We start from the raw sequence: 19,239 nt of genomic DNA, 5'->3' as shown, positions 1-19,239 counted from the left end.
ATAGTTAGTTCGCTCTGGGAAGAGCTTCGACACTAACAGTGTACGCCCCCCTATGTAATGCAGGGTTTTCCTAAGGTAAACCTCTGTAAAGTTTGCCCAAAGAGTGAGAATCTGCTGTCCATCACGCCTTTACCTAGACTTACATTCTTAGACTGCAATTGACATCTAAAAGGGTATACTCAAGCTGTTATAGGTGTAGAGAGACGTACCATGAGCCAAATTCTGTTAATCGATGACGATCTAGGGCTAGCGGAACTGCTAGCGCAACTGCTTGAACTTGAAGGGTTTAATCTAACCCTGGCTCACGATGGCGCAGCCGGACTCGCTCTGGCGCTGGAGCAGCAGTTCGATCTCATCCTGCTCGATGTCATGTTGCCCAAGCTCAACGGCTTCGAGGTACTCAAGGCGCTGCGGGCCAAGAAGCAGACGCCGGTGCTCATGCTCACCGCCCGCGGCGACGAGATAGACAGGGTCGTGGGCCTCGAAATCGGCGCCGACGACTACCTGCCCAAGCCCTTCAACGACAGGGAACTGGTGGCGCGTATCAAGGCGATCATTCGTCGCACCGGCCATCAAGTCGATGAACAGCAGCCCGGCATACTGGAGTTTGCCGACATCAAGCTGGATCCCAGTCGTCAGGAAGTGGTCTGCCAGGATCAACTGCTGATCCTCACGGGCACCGAATTCAGCCTGCTCTACCATATGATCCAGCACAGCGGCGAGGTGCTAAGCAAAGACAACCTCAGCGAAAATGTGCTGGGCAAGAAGCTAATGCCCTTCGATCGCAGCCTGGATATGCACCTGTCTAATTTACGTAAGAAGCTGCCGGAACGCACCGACGGACGCCCCAGGGTCAAGACCCTGAGAGGCAAGGGCTATATCTGGCTAACCTGATGAAAATTAGCAGTCTTCCCAATCGCATCTTCATCAAGCTGCTGCTGAGTTTCTGGCTCTGTAGCAGCCTGATCATCGCCATCGTCGGCCTGCTGCCGCTTCTGCAGCAGAATCACGATCAGGCCCCTATTCCGCCCGACCTGCAGGGGCTGCTCGAACGAGTCGTTGAACACCTACAGGAACACCCCGAACTGCTGACCACCAAGCGCGACAAGCGCTGGCACAGACTCAAGGAGATGGGCAACAAGCCGGTGCGCTTCTATGTGGCGGACGAACAGGGCCAACTGATCAACAATCAGCGGGTCTCAAGGGGCATACGGCGCTTCATGCTGATGGCCGACGAGGCGGGACACCCCATCAGCCACCAGTTTAAGAGCGAGCTGCTGTTTGGCCCCGAACCTTTCGAGATCAAGGGTAAACGCTACACCCTCTATGGTCGTCTCGCCGAGATGCACCCCAGGCCCTGGTTCTTCTTCTTCGCCGAAAACATCGCTCTCACCCTGACCCTGGCGATCTTGCTCTCGGGCCTGCTGTGTGGCCTGCTGGCCTGGCACCTGGGTAAACCCCTGCGCGCCCTTAAACAGAGCGCCGAGGCAGTCGCCAGCGGCGATCTCAGCCACAGGGCCGATGCCAGCACCACGGCGCGTAAAGATGAGATTGGCCAGTTGGCTCAATCCTTCAACGCCATGGCCGATGCCATCGAGTCCATGGTCAACAGTCAGCAGCGCCTGATCAGCGATATCTCCCACGAACTCAGGACGCCGCTGACCCGGCTGCAGCTAGCCCTCGCCCTCACTCGCAAGAAGGGCCAGACCTCGACCGAGATAGAGCGTATCGGCTATGAGGCGGAGCAACTCGAGGCGATGATCGCCGAGCTGCTGGAGCTGTCGCGGGTGAAGCTGGATGTTCACGAGCACAAGCATAAGTTGTCATTGGCCGAGACCCTGGGACAGGTTTTAGACGACGCCGAGTTCGAGGCGGAGCAGCAACAGAAATCTCTGCTGATCGACATAGACGACAGCCTGATGCTGATGCTCAATCCCCGCCCTCTCGCCAGGGCGGTGGAGAACCTGCTGCGTAACGCCATCCGCTACGCCGAGCGGGAAGTCAGCATACGTGCCTACGCCGAGCCCGAGCGGGTGATCCTCAGCATCAGGGATGATGGTCCAGGCATAGAGAATGAGGCGGATCTGCAGGCGATCTTCGAGCCCTTCTATCGCCCGCAATCGGCGCGAGAGAGGGAATCCGGCGGCTGGGGGCTAGGGCTGGCGATCGCCAAGGCGGCCATACAGGCCCACCAGGGGCAGATAGTGGCCCACAACGCCGCCCCTCACGGACTCGAAGTGATTATCAGGCTGCCGCGTTAGTTTGCTGCGGCTCTCTCTGCGCCAGCCAGACTGAAAAGGTTTGCTTAGTGGGAATGCGTCTGTCTGAGTGTCCCATCAGCTGGGCCATCGCATAACTAAATTGATAGTAGGTTTGCACGTCGTCACAGCACTTAAGGCCATCATCGCTATTGATCATGGTGCCGCGAATATAATTTTTAAGCAGTTCGTAGCGATCAAAGCCAGGACGATCGCCAACGGCTGAGATCATGCCCTGATTCCACTGACAATATTGTGCAAATAGATCATTAAATCTATCGCGATACACCTCTGAGGCCTGCTGCAATAACTCTTGATTGGGCATCATGCGCTCTATCACGAAGCGCTTCTGCGCCAAAACATCATACAAACGCTGACAGTGATGGAACAGATAGCATTCAAAGGGATCGGTATCGCCTTGCTGTTCACTCTCGGCCGCATTGAGCCAACCTTGGTATTGGGCACAGGCAACCGCCACCACCAAGTCTGCCTCTGTGGTGAAATGATTATAGATAGTTCCCTTGGAGATCTGGCTGGCCGCAACGAGATGAGAACGGCACAGATCGAAACTCTGATGCCCCCTAAGGCAGCGCTGCGCCACCTCAACAAGATAATCTGTTCTTTGCTCCCAGCTACTCATATCGACCTCATCACACTTTACGAAACATCTTAATTGCAACTTCACAATCAAACGATAACAGTGTTCTCTAACCAGGGATATTGAGTAATACTGATACCACTATGAACAAAGCCAATAGCCCATGTTAAAGATCGAATTGCTAGAGAGCTTCATCGCCGTCGCGGAATCGGGCAACCTGTCGAAAGCCGCCGACAAGATCTGTCGCACCCAGTCGGCCCTCAGCCTGCAAATCAAGAAGCTCGAGGAGAGCGTGGGGCAGGAGCTGTTGATCAGAGACAACAAGGGCGTCACACTCACCGAGTCCGGTGAGACCCTGCTGAACTACGCCTACAAGATGTTGCAGCTCAACTCGCAGGCGCTGGATGACCTCAAGGAGTGTCAGAACCGCGAAATCATCCGCCTAGGCGTGCCGACCGACTATATCAAGCGTTATCTGAACAGCTGCCTGCTGGAGTTTATTCGCGAATTTACCTGTATCGAGCTGGTGATCGACACAGATGTCAGCGGCAACCTGTATAAACGACTGCAGCAGGGAGAGTTCGACCTTATCGTCGCGACCCACTGGCAGCCACCGGCCAACGGTGAATTGCTGTTTGAACGCAAGTTTCATTGGGTTGCAGCTAAAGAGGGTAACGCCCACAAACGCGAAACCATTCCCATGGCGCTCTACCCGGAAAACTGTCCGATACGGGCTCAGGTGTTTGCCAACCACCAGCTCACCATGAGGCCGATCAACGTGTTGCTCTCAACCCCATCACCGCAGGCACTGTGCATGGCAGTGGAGAACGATCTCACCATAGCCCCCATCGCCGAGTTCAGGGTCAACGACAGGATGCAGATTTTGGATCCAGTTGAACACCAGCTACCCGTACTGCCAGTGTTTAACGAGTCCCTCTATCTCAATCCCGATACCCAGACCGACGCCACACTGCAGCTGATCACCCTGATCAAGGCCAACGTCAACAACCTAGCCGAGAGTTATCCTGGCTAAGTCGCGGCGCACAATCACGGCTGTGCCAGTCGGCACAGCTGCTATACGCGAGTTAACCTAAGGTAAATTTATCCACTACTGCCAGCAGCTTCTGATTCGAGGCTGACAATTTAAGCGTCTCATCACGACTCGCCGAACCGCTATCTTCTAACACCACTACCATGTCACGTATCTCGGCCATATTGCGACTCACCTCCGCCGACACCATGCTTTGCTCTTCAGCTGCGGTGGCAATTTGAGTATTAAGATCGCTCACCGTCTCCACCGACTGAATCACCTCATCGAGATTGGTTGTCACATTGTTGGTCCAGTGATTGGTTTTCTCGCAGGTTTCCTTAGTTTGCACCATGGTAATGACCGTCGCATCGATCCCCTTGAGCAGCTGACTCAATGTTGATTCTATCTCGGCGGTGCTCGATTGAGTTCTGGCCGCCAATGCCCTCACCTCATCGGCAACCACAGCAAATCCGCGCCCCTGTTCACCAGCCCTTGCGGCCTCTATGGCGGCATTTAACGCCAATAGGTTAGTCTGATCGGCGATGTCGCCAATCACCTGTAGCACCTTAGTGATCGTTGCTGCGTCATGGGCAATATTACTGATGCTACTCTCGGTCGCCTCGACATCTTCTATCAATCGCTTAACCGTCTCACGAGTATTAGCCACTATCTGTTTGGTGTCATTGATCTGCGAACTTGCCAAGGTCGCCACCTGTGAACCCTGCGAGGTATTGCCAGCCACATCGTTTGCCGTAGCGCTCATCTCCTCGACGGCGGCCACTATCTGCTCTGTCTCTTGCACATGCTTGCTCAGCACTTGGCTATTACCGTCCATCTGTCCCTGCAGCGCGACAATACTCCGCCCTATATCCTGCGAGTCGGCATACAGCTCCTTCACGATCCCCTCAAGATGCGCAATAAAACGGTTAACGCCGGCGGCAATATCACCGAGATCATCACGGCTATTTACTGGTAGTCTCATGGTGAGATCGGCTTGCCCTTGTGACAGACCTGTGACCACTTGCTTAAGTTGAAGGATTGGACGATACAGCCAGTTCAAAATAAGTAGCACCAATATGCTACTGACCAATAACATGATGCCGGAATTGATCAAGGCCGCCTCTAGCGCCTCATCGACCTTGGCATAAGCGATATCTTGATCGATATTAAGCACAAGAAACCACTTTTTCTTTCCCTGTAATAGCGGAATGACATGACTGTAGAGCAGCAAGTCTCTGCCTGCCCCCTGATACGCTGACGCGAATTCCTCCCGCGTCACCATCTCTTGTTCCAACAGCCCCCAGCCTTGCTGGCTCATCAGTTTACCCGCCTGTAATTCTGCCATATTGGAGGCCAGCACCTTGCCCGCTTCATCTATGATGGCTGCCGATGCACCTGGAAAATCGATGCTACTGACTGTGTCCTCTAAGATCTCCAGGCCAATGTCACCCGACAGCACACCATCTCCCACATCCGTGACTATGGAGATCACCGGGTTCCCGGTAACCATGTCGACATAAATATCGGTCAATACCGCCCTGTCACTGTTTCTGGCCAACTGATACCAGCCCCGAGGGCGAGGATCATATTGACTGGAATCGGCGATGCCATTGTGCCAAATCGCATCGTCGACTACGCTGGCGTAGGAGCTGCCATCTTCAAACCCCCAAAAGACCGAGTATAAAAGGCTATTCTCTTTGACCAGCCTAGCCAGCATCACATAGTCACCATTGAGTTGACCGCGCCTGTATTGCGCCGCTAGCGCATCAATACTATTGGCCTTGCTCATAAACCAATTCTGTATCCCTTCTGCCTCGAAGCGTGCCATGGTTTGCAGCTCACTGTTCACCTGTTCGACGGTGTTGGCCTTTAAACTGAGATAAGAGAACAGGTTAGACAGTGCCAAACACAAAGACACTAAGATGATCACCGACAGGGTGATGGTTTTCTTGAAACCGATGGTTTTCATTGCAGGGCTAAGCTCGTCATTAGGGCAAATTAACTGACGCCTACTTTATCGACGGAACCCATTCCAAGCTGTGACTCTGACTGCCGATTAGAGCTTAATTGATTAAAATCAGATACTTTTATTGCTAGAAAAAATGCCAACCCTAAGGTTGGCATTTTTAATGACAGAGATGCTGACTATCGCTTCACGCTTCTAAGCGCTGTTGCGTTAACCCTTAGAAGTAGTAACCAAAGTTGATGTTGATACGCTTGTCCCAACTGTCACCCACTTCTGGCAGACCAACATGGCCGTTGTCACGGGTCGAGGCATACATATTTTTACCTACAATGAAATCGATCATGGTATAAGTTGGACCAGCTGAAATTGCACAACCTGTAACGTTCTGGTAGCTGGTGTCGTAGCCGTCATCGGCCACATCTGGAGTCACCATGCCGAAATCATTATAGAACTTCAGGCTACCCCAATCGGTCGCTATCGTCTTGGCAAGGTTAACGCTATAGGCCTGAGCCTTAGCCGCAATCTCATATTGCCAATTGTAGGCCGCCACGGCGATCTTATTGCTATCTACGGCATCGGCGGCGTCATATTCATATTGCATCGCCTGCAACTGTAGGTTCCAACCTTGGTAGCTGCTATCCATGTGCAGCGCTACGGCATAACGGTCGCCATTGTTGCCCGTCTTATTGTTGTAGATCTGGCCGAATTCGACAGAGGCGCCAAACAAGGTCCTGCCGCCTTCGTAGCTCATTTCATAGGTTTGACGAAGGTTTAGCTGGTTAGTCTCTTCGTTGTTGTATTCGGTACCATTAACCACACCACTGTAAAGATCGGTTGAGTAGCGATCGGCGCGGCCGGCGCCGTATTCGGCATTCTTGTAGAAGGCCATCTCTGTGCCCCAGGCACCGCTGGAATATACCCCTTTAACACCCAGATCGTAGTCATCCTCGAAACCCAGGTAATAAGGCACGCCAAACCAGAAGCTATTAGAAATGAAGCCTGGATTGCCGAAGGGCACCTGGTTCACACCAAACTGGATCTGCCACTCGGGATTAAGGTCATAAAAACCATAACCGTAACGCAGCGCCTGCCAACCATCGAAGAAACGATATTCGCTCGCTAAGCCCCATTCACCGAGTTTGCCGTTAAACTTGATCGCCGCCATGTCGAAGGCAAAGTCGCCCCCCTTGTCTTTCGAGCTCTCACTGTAATCTTTATAGGCGTAGTTCACCCTCACTGTGCCCGACACATCGATACCGTCTTCTTGTTCTTGCGCCTGGGCCACTCCCGCCAAGGCCAGGGGCAGCAGCGCCGCCACGAGAGATACATTAAACTTCTTCATCATTTCACCCTTTATTGTTAATTGCCGTGCAACAACGGCGCACGGCGAGCCTGGCCATATGCTTGGCCTTACTTAAGCTGTACTAGGTTTTACTGCGCTGTATTTAAGCTATCGTTACCACTTGAGATGGGTTAGATCGCACTGAATTACCTCGTCTTTATTGGCTGGCGTACCAGGGTTTTTCGCCGATTCACACAGCAAGGTGGTGCCATAGTCATTACGCTTATCGTGGGCGTTACTTCTTGCCCAGACGGAGACGATGGCCCGCTCTTCAGGCTTGGCCTCGCAGCTGCCGTCGACATCGAAGGCATGTATGGTGTTTTGGTGGAAGTACATCAGCGGATCTTGCTGATAGCTGCCGGCAAGCCATTGGGTGTGGCCATTGTGCTGCCCGGCATCGAACTGCACCCGGCGCATCTTATCGTCCTGCTTCACCGTCTTAAGCAGCGGCGAGTCGGCGCGCACGGCAAAGCTCTTGAACTGATTGGTACATGCCGGCACGCGCATGTTGTAGTAGATCTCAGAGATGGCGTGATTATGATAGGGGTAAAGGGTATCGACCGACTGCACCGTCATCCCCACCTCGGCGCCCACCTTCTCACCATTGATCTCATCGATACGTAGCAGCCCCCAGTGGCCGAAGATCTCGGCATAGGCGTAACCGCCGCGAATGTTGTTAAAGTTCTTATCGTTACGCTTACTCTCTTCGGCGTACATAGGGAACCAGCCCGCCGCCGCCCACAGGTTTGGCAAGGCGTTGGCGCTGATGTCATAAGGGAAGGCCGAAGGCATCTTCACCTCATCGCCAGTCACCATCTTGGCGAAGTTTTTGGTGAAGGTTTTACCTAGCTTCTGCACCTCTTTGTTGGTCACCTTGGTCTTAAAGAACTCATCGAAGCTGGTGCGCTTGAAATGTTGCGCCACGGGTGAATTTTTAGTGAGCTCACCGCCTGGGTTATAGATCCAGTTCACCTCCTGACGGGCGCCGAAACACTGCTTGGCCTTGTCAGGGTTATTGATCACCTGATAGATGTTCTTCACCATCAGCTTCATGTCACGGCGATCCATGATGCAGATCTTCTGACCGCCCTGGGTCGAGTCGACCATGGCCTCGTCTGAGTTCAGACAGTGGCTGTTCTCACCATTAGTTAAGGCGATGGCATAGGCCTTGAGGTAGGTCAGCGTCTCATCCCACAGCATGTCGACATACTTCTGATCCGCCTTAGTGTGCTTGACCGGTTCACCCAGGCATTTGAACTCGGCATTGTCGATATCCTGCTGATCAAGAAAGTCGGGAAGGCTCGCCGCCATCGCGCCATTAGCCGACAACAATGACAACGCAATAATGGTCTTTTTCATTCATCTCATCCTTATTCACATATTATTTTTTTCACCACTTACTGAGCGGCATAATATGCTTGGAATCCATTCCAAAAAGCTGAGCAGCACCTATTTGCAACAATTTCGCCGCAGAAATACCGACCGGGCTCACATAAATGCAACACTATGTTTATAAAGGAAATTGACGATTCAAATGGCGATAAAAAAAGCCCCTTGGCCATGTCAACCAAGGAGCATATAAACGAAACCATTAACAGCTGAGAACCTTGCAGGGATAATAAAACTGTCTCTGTCGCTAGAAGTGTTTCACAAGCCAAGGAGGAGCCATAACTTGTGATCCCTCCCTATCGGAAGGTGGAGCTAAGATGGGATGAGACCCATGACTTCATGGGTCTCGCACTCAGGGAGTATTACTCTTTATGCTTGTCAAACTTGAAGGTATGACAGTTGCTGCATAGAGGTTTCTTCGCCTTGTGCTCGCCGTGACATTCCTGACAAGGCAAGTCTTTACCATAGTGCAGGTTGTTATGTGGGTTCTGCCACTTATCTTCTTCGCTACGGGCGGTTTGCTCGGCTAAATCATCGACATCGTGACACTGTAGACAGGCCTGATCCGACGGGAATTGCTTGATGCCATTGTCATGACATGTCTTACAATCTTTGCCGATCACCTCTTTGTGCCAAGGGCGTTGATCGATCGCTTGAGCAGACAGACTCACTAAGCCACCTAAGACCAGCGCGAGTACAATATTTAACTTTTTCATTATTGATTCCTCTTAATTACCGGTCGACTTAGGCTTTCATGACGCTGCGTGCAGCCGTCATACCCATTACCATACACTCAGGAATTGAGCAGCTACCCAGGCGGCTAACGCCGTGGATACCACCACAGACTTCACCGGCCGCATACAAGCCTTTAATTGGCTGACCTGTAAAGCTGTCTTTCACCTCAGCCTTGGTATTCACCTGTACACCGCCCTGACAGTAGTGCACTTTCGGCCATAGACGTACCACGGTAAATGGCGCCTCGATATACTTATCCTTGGCCTTAGTCATGTTCTTACCGAACTGCTTATCTTCGCCGCTCTTGACGTAGCTGTTGTACTCTTCGATCTGCGCTTTCAGCGGCTTCAGAGGTACCTCGAAGTGCTTCGCCAGTTCTTCGATGGTGTCGAACTTCCAGCCTACGTTGTACTTGATCACCTTCTTGGTGTTTGGATGCTTCTTAGAATCCTTGTAGCTGGTGATCAAAATTGGCGGCAGCGGATTGCCCTTCTCGTCGCGACACGCCAGCTCGGCATCGGCACGGGTCTTACGGTCGGCGATTTCGTTCATGAAACGCTTACCCGTCAGGCGGTTAATGGCCATTGAATGCGGGAAGTTGTAGATAGAGTAGTTAGACACATAACCAAATCCACCTTCGTCAGGCGACGCCCATGGGCCAGATTGAATGTGTGCAAGGTGAACCGGGATCGCGCCCAGGCGGAACATCTCATACATGCCTTCACCGGTTGCGCCCGGGGCATTGGTACAACCCACCTCTGAGGTCAGGGTCGGATCCTGCGCCATACGCAGATCGACGTTTTGCGCGAAGCCGCCTGTGGCCATGATCACACCGCGCTTGGCACGGATCTTTAGCACCTCACCAGGCTGGTCTTCGCCGAAGTGATAGTTTTGACGCATTTTAACGCCTACCACTTCGCCCTTTTCACCCACCAGGAAGCCTTCGAACTTTGAGCGGTTGTGCGTGTGAACACCCAGCTTCTTACATTCTTTATAGAGCGGCTGTGTGATACCGGCGCCACAGCTCACCGTGGTTTGATAGGTACGTGCCACCGAGTGGCCACCAAGCTGCTGCAGGTAAGGATGGAACTCGGCACCGGCATCCATAGTCATCTGCAGGGCCTCGACCGCGTGAGATGCCACATGGCGCAGCAGGGCTTCGTCGGCAATACCACGGCCAGACTTAAGCTGATCCGCTACCATACGATCGACCGAATCTTTAACGCCTTCTTTCTTCTGCATCGGCGTACCAGGCGCCGCAAACAGACCACCGTTAATGGCAGAGTTACCACCGAAGTAGGCCATCTTCTCGAAGATGTGCACATCTTTCGCGCCGTTGCGCGTCGCTTCAATCGCCGCCGCTAAGCCGGCAAAACCTGAACCGATAATCAATACTTCGACTTCTTTGTCCCATTTCACACCGTCAGCTTTCTCGGAAACTGCCATTGCAGGTGCGGCCATTGCGATACCCGCAGCGGCACCCATACCTTTAATGAAATTACGGCGTCCTAGCAGATCTACGTTGCTCATCTGTTATCACCCTTTTTGTTTTATTCGACAGCGCCATCTTAGGACTGGAACAGGTTCCAAAACGGGAGTTAATCAACAGTTGGTTTCAAAACAACTCGTTAACATTACTAAACTTATAGCTAGCTTCAAATTTGCTCAAAAATACTACTTTATGGGTATTTTGGAAGTCGTTCCAAACCATGACATATGGAGCCATAACCCCCTGAAGAGGTTGCGACTTAGCGCAAGGGTAAGCGAAAAAGTCAGACAAGATAGGCACCACACTGGTAAGTTAGGTCATATACAGATCTACCTTGGCCGACCTATGGAACTCGAAGCTATCTATCGTCAGGATTTAAGCCTGTTAATCGCCCTGCAAGTCTTAGTCGAGGAGCGCAGCGTCACCCGCGCCGCCAAACGATTACACCTGAGCCAATCCGCCACCAGCCGCATCCTGGGACGTCTGCGGCAGATGCTGGACGATCCACTGTTTTCTCGGGTGGGCCAGCAGCTGGTGCCTACCCAATATGCCCTGGACTGCTATCGCAAGTTGCAGGGGCCAACCAGTGAACTGCTCACCCTGCTGACGCCCAGTGCCTTCGTGCCCAGCCAGTGTCGACAGGCCTTCACCCTGGCCGCCACCGATTTTGCCATTCAGGGTCTGCTGCCCTTCATCCTACCGGAGATCTATCGTCAGGCGCCGCACATAAGGCTCAATATCCTGCCGGTGCAGCACCAGACACTCACCGAACAGCTCAGTGTGCAAGGAGTCGATATGGCGATCTGCCGCGCCCTGGGTCAGGCGTCACCGCTTTCCAGCACGCCCCTGGGACGTGTCGGCGTCAGTTGCCTGGTCTCCAGCGATCATCCTGTGGCGGATCGCCCAATGACCCTCAGGGATTATCTGCACTATCCCCACGCCACCATCGCCATCAGCGACGGGGTCAAGGCTATTGTGGATGCGGCCATTGCCCAGCACCCACCGCGGCACGAGTGCCTGCGCACCGCCCACCTCGACAGCGCCCTGGCACTGCTGGCGATTCATCCGCTCATCATCACCCTACCCGAGGGACTCGCCGAGATGGCCGCCGCCCGTCACCGACTCAGGGTGAAACCCCTCCCCTTCGACATTGCGGCGCTCAACTACAGCCTGTTTTGGCATTCGCGCTGCGAATTGGACAAGGCCCAGGCCTGGCTGCGCGGCATGATCACCGACCTCATCAGGCCGATGCTTGCCCAGCAAGCGTAGCCCTAGGCGCGGCGAGCCACCCCTAACGCTAGAGATAGCATTAGCCGATGAGCAGGCAAAAAAAAGTGGCCATGAGGCCACTTCTTTGTCTTTAATTTTTATCTATGAATTAGATTTACACCTTCACCAGCACCCGACCAGTCACCTTGCCTTTAACGATATTGCTGGCATACTCGCCAAGCTGCCCAGGCCGATAGTCTGACAAGCCTGCTGGTAATACTGCTCCGGTAGGAGCTCCAGCACCTGCTCCCAGGCCTTGACCCGCTTCTCAATCGGGCAGGCAACCGAGTCGATACCCAGTAGGTTAACTCCGCGCAAGATAAAGGGCATCACAGTCGTCGGCAGGGCAAAACCACCCGCCAGACCACAGATGGCGGCGCTGCCGCCGTATTTCATCTGCGCCAATGCCGTCGCCAACACCTTGTTACCAACGGTATCGACCACACCCGCCCAGCGCTGTTTCTCCAGCGGGCGACTATCTTGTTCAAGCTCGCTGCGATCGATCACCTCGCTGGCCCCCAGGGCTGTTAGCCAGTCGCCGTTTACCTCGACGCGGCCAGTGCTGGCCACCACGCGATAACCAAGCTGAGCCAGCAGAGTCACGGCCACGGAACCGACACCGCCGCTAGCCCCCGTGACCAGCACGTCGCCATCTTTTGGGGTCACGCCCGCCTGCTGCAGCGCCTGCACACACAACATGGCCGTCAGGCCAGCCGTGCCTATCATCATCGCCTTGGCAGCATCACAGCCCTTGGGCATAGGTACCAGCCAGTCGGCCTTCACTCGCGCCTTCTGCGCCATACCGCCCCAATGGTTCTCGCCCACGCCCCAGCCGGTCAGAATCACCTCATCGCCCGCTTGAAAGCGGGGATCGGCCGACTCGCTCACCACACCGGCAAAGTCGATGCCGGGCACCATGGGAAACTCGCGAATGATCTTGCCCAGGCCGGTGATCGCCAGGCCATCCTTATAGTTAAGGGAGGAGTAACTCACCTCCACCAACACGTCGCCCTCGGGCAGTTCGCTCTCTGGCAGCAGTTTTACATCGGCTTGGGTCTGTTTATCTAGCTGGGTCAATACGAGTGCCTTAAACATGGGGACTCCTTATAAACAAGTGAATCGACAGACTAGTAGATCTGTCGCCGTGAATACACTGCACATTTTGCATGATCGGTATGCACAGGGGGCATAACCCGATCACGGTTTTAGCCCTAAGCCTTTGAGTTTACGATAAAGTGTATTACGGCTGATCCCCAGGTGTTTGGCACAGCGACTCACATTGCCTTCAAATCTGTGATAGCTAGAGACTATGTTGGCATTGACCATGAGACTCAGCTCACTCTCGCAATCCTGCATCTGCTCCTCGGGCGCTCTTGCCTCCTTGAGCTGCTCCTGCACTGTGTCGGGCAGATGCTGCCACTGCATCACAGGTTCGCCATCGGCCATCAGGCAGGCCACCTGCATCAGGTTATCCAGCTCTCGCAGATTGCCCGGCCAGTCATGGGCCAACAGACGCTGTAGTAGCTGAGGGCATAGCTGCTGTGGCGCCTGGCGATAACGTTTGTGCAGCTTGTGGATGATGCGCTCTATATCGCTGCGCTGACGCAGTGGCGGCAGGGTGACCTGCAGACCATTGAGACGATAGTAGAGATCTTCCCTAAAGGCTCCCCGGCTCACCTGCTCACGCAGATCCGCATGGGTGGCCGCCACCACCTGAATATCCACCTTATAGCTACGATTGCTGCCCACGGGCACCACCTCGCACTCCTGCAATACCCGCAGCAGTCGGCTTTGGGTCGCCAGCGGCATCTCGCCTATCTCATCGAGAAACAGAAAACCGCCGTCGGCCTGCCGTATCTTGCCCTCGAATCCCTGACGGGAGGCGCCGGTAAAGGCACCCGCCTGGTAACCAAACAGCTCAGACTCCACCAGCTCGGCCGGCAGCGCGGCGCAGTTAACCGCCACCAGCGCGCCGTGGGCGCGGGCGCTCTGACCATGGAGTTTCTTCACGAACTGCTCCTTGCCCACCCCGGTCTCACCGCAAATCAGCAAGGGAATATTGCGCCCCACCACCTTATTGGCCTGCTGCCAGGCACGCTCTAGCTTGGCATCGCGAAAACGCACCCCTATCTGCTGGCTCACCAGCTGACTTGGGCTGGACGTTACCAGCTGCTGGGTCTTGAGATGCAGTCGCTGCTCCTGGCACAAGTGCTCGCCACTGTTCCAACTCGCCCCCAGGTGCCGATGGATATCGTCGCCCACCCGCGGCCGATGCAGCAGGCGCTTGGCCATGGCGTTACAGCCTAAGATCTTACCGTCGACATTGGCCACCACTATGCCCTGCCAGCCGGAGGCGATCAGCGATGGCTGCTCGGCAAGGTCGACGCGGTAGTGGCTGCCGGGCAGATGACACAAGAGCGCCGTCTCTATCTGCTGCACCAGGCTGGCGATGAGCACCAGTGTCTGCTGGGTATGACGCTGCTGTTCGCTGGTAATGTCGATGGCGCCAAGTAGCTCGCCCTCGGGAGAGAAGATGGGGCTGGCGGTGCAGCTCATAAACCTGTGATGGCGAATAAAGTGCTGCTCGCCAATCACAGACACAGTCTGCCTGGCGGTCAGGGCCGTGCCTATGGCGTTGGTACCCTTATGCTCCTCGCGCCAGTTGACGCCCACATCCAGCGCGACATTGGCCAGCTTGTCCGAATATCGGCTTACCCCCCAGTGACAAAGTACATAGCCATCGCGATCCGACAGGATCAAGCGGCTCTGACTGTGGGCCATCATCTGATTAAACAGGGGCAGTGCATGTTGTTTGGTGAGATTGATGAGTTGCTTGTTAGTGTGATGCCGCTCGGCGAGCGCCTGGGCGTCGAGTCGTAATTCCTGCGGTAACTTGGCTTCGTCCAACCCTGCTCCCTGACTACGAGACCATGAGTCAGACAACCAAGCTTGTGTCTGTGGAGCTATCGTCATAACAGTGTTCCATTTTGGCACACCTAAGGTGCGCACTTATGTCACAGTGCATGCCTACTGCCAGTGCTACTCCCTCCTGGACCACACACATTCGGACATCAAAAATTAGTTTTTCATCATACTGTTACTCACGACACATCACAACTCCTGCCAGTTTGGCCTAGGCTTTGCCTTACTCCTAACGATAGCTAGCCTGAGTCTGTGCCCTGATGAACACCAGCGTGACACTAAATTGGAGCACGGATATAAATTTTAAACCTGTTGTTTTTTCAACATAAAAATAAGGCGCCCGGCAGATGGCGTCTCTCAACAAGACAAAACCATACAAGGAAGCTCAAGATGATCTACAGCAAGCCAGGCAGTACAGATGCCATAGTTACCTTCAACAGCCGCTACGACAACTTCATAGGGGGGGAGTGGGTCGCGCCTGTGGGCGGTGAATATTTCGATAACCGCTCGCCGGTGGATGGTCAGGTATTTTGTCAGGTCGCCCGCTCGGACGAGCGCGACATTGAGCTGGCGCTCGATGCCGCCCACGCCGCCAAGGAAGCCTGGGGCAAGACCTCGGTGACCGAGCGCGCTAACCTGCTGCTCAGAATCGCCGATCGCGTCGAGCAAAACCTGGAGTCTCTGGCCGTGGCCGAGACCTGGGAAAACGGCAAGGCGGTGCGCGAAACCCTGAATGCGGATCTGCCGCTGTTTGTGGATCACTTCCGTTACTTCGCCGGCTGCATCCGCGCCCAGGAGGGCAGCGCCGCCGATATCGACAGCAATACCGTCAGTTACCACTTCCCCGAGCCTCTGGGGGTTGTCGGCCAGATCATCCCCTGGAACTTCCCGCTGCTGATGGCTGCCTGGAAGATCGCCCCGGCCCTGGCCGCCGGTAACTGCATCGTGCTCAAGCCTGCCGAGCAGACGCCGGTATCGATTCTGGTGATGGTGGAACTTATCCAGGATCTGCTGCCGGCCGGCGTGCTTAATATCGTCAACGGTTTCGGCACCGAGGCGGGTCAGGCGCTGGCGGTCAGCAAGCGCATCGCCAAGCTGGCCTTCACCGGCTCGACCCAGATAGGCCACCACATCTTGAAATGCGCCGCCGAGTCTTTGATTCCCTCCACCGTCGAGCTGGGTGGCAAGTCGCCCAACATCTACTTTGCCGACGTGATGGACCAGGAAGATGAGTATCTGGATAAGGCGGTGGAAGGCATGCTGCTGGCCTTCTTCAACCAGGGTGAGGTCTGCACCTGTCCGTCACGTGTGTTGATCGCCGAGTCTATCTACGACAAGTTTATCGAGAAGGTGATCGCCAGAGCCCAGAGCATCAAACAGGGCAACCCGCTGGATACCGACACCCAGGTGGGCGCCCAGGCCTCACAGGAGCAGTTCGATAAGATCATGAGCTACCTGGAGATCGGCCGCAACGAAGGCGCTCAGGTGCTCATGGGCGGTAGCAACTGCCAGCTCTCGGGGGATCAGAGCACCGGCTACTATATCGAGCCCACCATTCTCAAGGGCCACAACAAGATGCGCGTCTTCCAGGAGGAGATCTTCGGCCCCGTCATCTCTGTCACCACCTTCAAGGATGAGGCCGAGGCGCTGGCGATTGCCAACGACACAGAGTACGGCCTGGGCGCTGGCGTCTGGACCCGCGACATGAACCGCGCCCAGCGTATGGGCCGCGGCATTCAGGCCGGTCGCGTGTGGATCAACTGCTACCATGCCTACCCGGCTCACGCCGCCTTCGGTGGCTACAAGAAGTCAGGCATCGGCCGCGAGACCCACAAGATGATGCTCAGCCATTATCAGAACACCAAGAACCTGCTTGTCAGCTACGACATCAATCCGTTGGGTTTCTTCTAACCTTGCGACCTTTCTAAGCCCAAGATCCGCCGGGGCAACACTCGGCGGATCTTAGGGCCTAGGCTCAAGGCTTTAGGTTCTAGGTTCTAGGTTCTAGGTTCAAGTTATGCCCTAGAGATAATTACATTGATTGCCGGCTTTATTTGAGGCGCTCAAAACAGGAGGCTCAAAAAAAGGGGCCTCGAAATAGGCGGCTCAAAATAGGGGGGCTCAGAATAAAAGAGAGCTACCCATTTCGATTAAAGGCGTTGCACTCACCACCTAAAATCTCACCGGTAACTCTCTTGTAATGCTTATTGGGCGAATCTGTTTAAGACATTAAGATTCAGTCGCTTACCCTAAAGCAGTCTGTCGCCCTACTTTGCGCTTAAGTATTTAGCAATTTCTCGAGCGTAAGTTTCTTCCTGGTTTTTGCCATCACCTGTCGAAAAGAAGGTGATCACAAGGTCTTTATCGGGTGAGATGTAAATACCTTGTCCACCCACACCGGCTTTAAACAGATCGCCATCTTCAAATATGGCGTCGAACTGATAACCGTTCTTTAGGTTAGTGTCCTTGTAGAACGCGTTTTCCATCACCTTACCAGCATATCCACCACCGTATGAATCAGGGTTGCCAGATTCTTGGATAAGTTTAACCACCTCAGGCTTAATGGCCTGATCTCCAAGCTTAGAACCAGAAGGGGTAAACATCATCCCAAATTTGGTCATGTCTTCAATGGTCGAGTTCATCGAGAAGAACATCAGCGGATAGCCACCTTGAGGCGAGACCACGGTATAGGCATCGTTGTTTGCAGACATGTGCTGCCAGATATCCTGACTGATGATCTCATTCATTGGCAAACCACGTACATTCTCGACAATTCGCGCCAACACAAAGGTGTTGATCGAGTTGTATTCGAATGTTTTGCCACCCGGCGCCCGACGCTGCATCTCTGCAAGGACTTCCAGCGGAGTCTGCTTACCCTCACCTTCAAATACACCGATAGACACGGCCCATTTAAACCAAGGCTGCTCAGGATTAACACGCGAATCCGCCTCAGGCTCATCGTGCTCGGTGGCATTCAATCCTGTCGCCATGTTGGCAGTATCGATCACTGACACAGTATCCCAGACCGTTCCTCTTAACTCGGGAATATACTTAGACACGGCATCTTGCGGACTAATCTTGCCCTCTTGAACAAGCTTAGCAATCTCAACTCCTGCGGTTATTTTAGAGTTTGAGAACCAGTTATGTTTATCCGTTTTGCGCATGGTATTGTAGCGCTCGAACACTATCTTACCTTTCTGTGTCACCAGAAAGGCATCCACTGGATATGTGTCTAAGTGTTGATCCAGCGTCAGCGTTTTACCATGTACCGTCGCTTTGATCTTGGCGATGTTCTGATCTATCGCGTATGGAAACGGGTAAACGGAACCATCTCGTTCGATCTGCGCGGTAGGGTAAAAACGGCTAAGATTCTGCCAAGCAAATTTTGACTGCTCAATCGGAAACTGAAGTTTTACTCGATTGCCTTTTTGCAGGAAAAATTCATGGGTATGGTAAACATCTGCCTGAGATGAACTTCCATTTACCGACTCGTTAGCCATCACATTGCTTGCGCTTAACGCGGCCAAAATTGCTATTGCGATTACCTTTTTCATCGTGTTTTACCCTCATTTATGAATATTGACTAGAAGCGACCTAAATATCGAGTGGTAAGGCATCTGCACGATTCATTCAGCTTCGCCTTCTGCACCTTTAGCCGACATATAGTAAAAAATGGATTTGTTTCAGACTTCAGTCTGTCGATGAAGCTAGATTAAGACACAAAGCGAGAAACACACACTCGCATATAGAGGGCTAGATCCATCAAACTGACTTTGATGTTTAGGGGCTTATCAACTGATTGACTGATTAACTGATTAACTGTGCATCAGACTACTTTGCTGTTTGAAGGGTTAGCTTGAACCATGGCTTCATGGGGTATCAATTGCCTGCGGCTGGTGCAACGCAAGGAGATCCGAATGGCCTTTCAGCGAAGGTCTTAGTATGTAAGCATCACACTACTTTGCTGTTTGAAGGGTTTCCTTGAACCATGGCTTCGTGGTGTATCAATTGCCTGCAGCAGGTGCAACGCAAGGAGATCTGAATGGCCTTTCAGCTAAGGTCTTAGTATGTAAGCATCACACTACTTTGCTGTTTGAAGGGTTTTCTTGAACCATGGCTTCGTGGTGTATCAATTGCCTGCAGCAGGCCGTTCGTGCAGGTACTTCTGCGGCACGGTGAGTGAAGCAAAGCTTCGTGCATACGAACGAGAGGCATGGATGCCGAACTGGCTGTTAAACACG

At 53.6% G+C, this 19,239-nt stretch carries 13 protein-coding genes and 1 pseudogene; 5 read left to right on the top strand and 9 right to left on the bottom strand.

Going from position 1 to position 19,239, the window contains the following annotated elements:
- Positions 1–210 precede the first annotated feature (210 nt).
- Positions 211–894 carry a response regulator gene (locus tag DB48_RS03130; RefSeq protein WP_041508869.1) on the top strand — a complete coding sequence of 228 codons (684 nt, stop codon included), beginning with the start codon at positions 211–213 and terminating at the stop codon, positions 892–894.
- Positions 894–2,261 (top strand): ATP-binding protein, encoded by a 1,368-nt coding sequence (locus DB48_RS03125; protein WP_041508868.1) that lies wholly within the window; start codon positions 894–896, stop codon positions 2,259–2,261. The genes DB48_RS03130 and DB48_RS03125 overlap by 1 nt, the downstream gene beginning before the upstream one ends.
- On the opposite strand, the gene DB48_RS03120 is transcribed toward DB48_RS03125, so the two are convergent.
- A complete protein-coding gene (locus DB48_RS03120; RefSeq protein WP_041508867.1) occupies positions 2,245–2,898 on the bottom strand; it encodes a TetR/AcrR family transcriptional regulator in 654 nt (217 codons plus the stop codon). The genes DB48_RS03125 and DB48_RS03120 overlap by 17 nt on opposite strands.
- Before the next feature lie 121 nt (positions 2,899–3,019).
- On the opposite strand from DB48_RS03120, the gene DB48_RS03115 reads away from it, so the two are divergent.
- Entirely contained in the window at positions 3,020–3,889 is an 870-nt protein-coding gene (locus tag DB48_RS03115) for a LysR family transcriptional regulator (RefSeq protein WP_041508866.1), read from the top strand.
- Positions 3,890–3,941: 52 nt separating this feature from the next.
- On the opposite strand, the gene DB48_RS03110 is transcribed toward DB48_RS03115, so the two are convergent.
- The 5 genes from DB48_RS03110 to DB48_RS03090 form a co-directional block, all read right to left on the bottom strand.
- Entirely contained in the window at positions 3,942–5,855 is a 1,914-nt protein-coding gene (locus DB48_RS03110; RefSeq protein WP_041508865.1) for a methyl-accepting chemotaxis protein, read from the bottom strand.
- Positions 5,856–6,069: 214 nt separating this feature from the next.
- Complete coding sequence (locus DB48_RS03105; protein ID WP_041508864.1) at positions 6,070–7,197, bottom strand: hypothetical protein; 1,128 nt, start codon at positions 7,195–7,197, stop codon at positions 6,070–6,072.
- A gap of 111 nt (positions 7,198–7,308) precedes the next feature.
- The gene (locus tag DB48_RS03100; protein WP_041508863.1) at positions 7,309–8,553 is read right to left on the bottom strand and encodes a hypothetical protein; all 1,245 of its coding nucleotides are present in this window, start codon (positions 8,551–8,553) and stop codon (positions 7,309–7,311) included.
- A 392-nt stretch (positions 8,554–8,945) separates the two neighbouring features.
- The gene (locus DB48_RS03095) at positions 8,946–9,299 is read right to left on the bottom strand and encodes a cytochrome c3 family protein (RefSeq protein WP_041508862.1); all 354 of its coding nucleotides are present in this window, start codon (positions 9,297–9,299) and stop codon (positions 8,946–8,948) included.
- Between the two features lie 28 nt (positions 9,300–9,327).
- A complete protein-coding gene (locus tag DB48_RS03090) occupies positions 9,328–10,848 on the bottom strand; it encodes a flavocytochrome c (protein WP_041508861.1) in 1,521 nt (506 codons plus the stop codon).
- Positions 10,849–11,152: 304 nt separating this feature from the next.
- On the opposite strand from DB48_RS03090, the gene DB48_RS03085 reads away from it, so the two are divergent.
- Entirely contained in the window at positions 11,153–12,076 is a 924-nt protein-coding gene (locus tag DB48_RS03085) for a LysR family transcriptional regulator (RefSeq protein ID WP_041508860.1), read from the top strand.
- Positions 12,077–12,191: 115 nt separating this feature from the next.
- Here the strand turns inward: DB48_RS03085 and acuI are convergent.
- Positions 12,192–13,171, bottom strand: a pseudogene (acuI, locus tag DB48_RS03080) (acrylyl-CoA reductase (NADPH)).
- Between the two features lie 102 nt (positions 13,172–13,273).
- On the bottom strand, positions 13,274–15,049 hold the full coding sequence (locus tag DB48_RS03075) for a sigma-54-dependent Fis family transcriptional regulator (protein WP_041508859.1): 1,776 nt from the start codon (positions 15,047–15,049) through the stop codon (positions 13,274–13,276).
- A 339-nt stretch (positions 15,050–15,388) separates the two neighbouring features.
- Between DB48_RS03075 and exaC the strand changes: the two genes are divergently transcribed.
- A complete protein-coding gene (gene exaC / locus DB48_RS03070; RefSeq protein WP_041508858.1) occupies positions 15,389–16,909 on the top strand; it encodes an acetaldehyde dehydrogenase ExaC in 1,521 nt (506 codons plus the stop codon).
- 356 nt (positions 16,910–17,265) lie between these two features.
- Here the strand turns inward: exaC and DB48_RS03065 are convergent, their stop codons facing one another.
- On the bottom strand, positions 17,266–18,552 hold the full coding sequence (locus DB48_RS03065; protein ID WP_041508857.1) for a serine hydrolase domain-containing protein: 1,287 nt from the start codon (positions 18,550–18,552) through the stop codon (positions 17,266–17,268).
- Positions 18,553–19,239: the final 687 nt, after the last annotated feature.

Origin of the sequence: Shewanella sp. cp20, from assembly GCF_000832025.1 — a bacterium.
Classification (GTDB): Bacteria; Pseudomonadota; Gammaproteobacteria; order Enterobacterales; family Shewanellaceae; genus Shewanella.
The sequence above is the reverse complement of the archived record's forward strand: the minus strand, read 5'-3'. Positions and strand labels throughout refer to the sequence as shown.

What these genes read in the sequence shown, in the direction of transcription:
- DB48_RS03075 (WP_041508859.1), bottom strand. Translation starts at nt 15,049, where the DNA reads ATGACGATAGCTCCACAGACACAAGCTTGGTTGTCTGACTCATGGTCT.
- DB48_RS03125 (WP_041508868.1), top strand. Translation starts at nt 894, where the DNA reads ATGAAAATTAGCAGTCTTCCCAATCGCATCTTCATCAAGCTGCTGCTG.
- DB48_RS03110 (WP_041508865.1), bottom strand. Translation starts at nt 5,855, where the DNA reads ATGAAAACCATCGGTTTCAAGAAAACCATCACCCTGTCGGTGATCATC.
- DB48_RS03115 (WP_041508866.1), top strand. Translation starts at nt 3,020, where the DNA reads ATGTTAAAGATCGAATTGCTAGAGAGCTTCATCGCCGTCGCGGAATCG.
- DB48_RS03090 (WP_041508861.1), bottom strand. Translation starts at nt 10,848, where the DNA reads ATGAGCAACGTAGATCTGCTAGGACGCCGTAATTTCATTAAAGGTATG.
- DB48_RS03130 (WP_041508869.1), top strand. Translation starts at nt 211, where the DNA reads ATGAGCCAAATTCTGTTAATCGATGACGATCTAGGGCTAGCGGAACTG.
- DB48_RS03095 (WP_041508862.1), bottom strand. Translation starts at nt 9,299, where the DNA reads ATGAAAAAGTTAAATATTGTACTCGCGCTGGTCTTAGGTGGCTTAGTG.
- DB48_RS03100 (WP_041508863.1), bottom strand. Translation starts at nt 8,553, where the DNA reads ATGAAAAAGACCATTATTGCGTTGTCATTGTTGTCGGCTAATGGCGCG.
- DB48_RS03105 (WP_041508864.1), bottom strand. Translation starts at nt 7,197, where the DNA reads ATGATGAAGAAGTTTAATGTATCTCTCGTGGCGGCGCTGCTGCCCCTG.
- DB48_RS03085 (WP_041508860.1), top strand. Translation starts at nt 11,153, where the DNA reads ATGGAACTCGAAGCTATCTATCGTCAGGATTTAAGCCTGTTAATCGCC.
- DB48_RS03120 (WP_041508867.1), bottom strand. Translation starts at nt 2,898, where the DNA reads ATGAGTAGCTGGGAGCAAAGAACAGATTATCTTGTTGAGGTGGCGCAG.
- exaC (WP_041508858.1), top strand. Translation starts at nt 15,389, where the DNA reads ATGATCTACAGCAAGCCAGGCAGTACAGATGCCATAGTTACCTTCAAC.
- DB48_RS03065 (WP_041508857.1), bottom strand. Translation starts at nt 18,552, where the DNA reads ATGAAAAAGGTAATCGCAATAGCAATTTTGGCCGCGTTAAGCGCAAGC.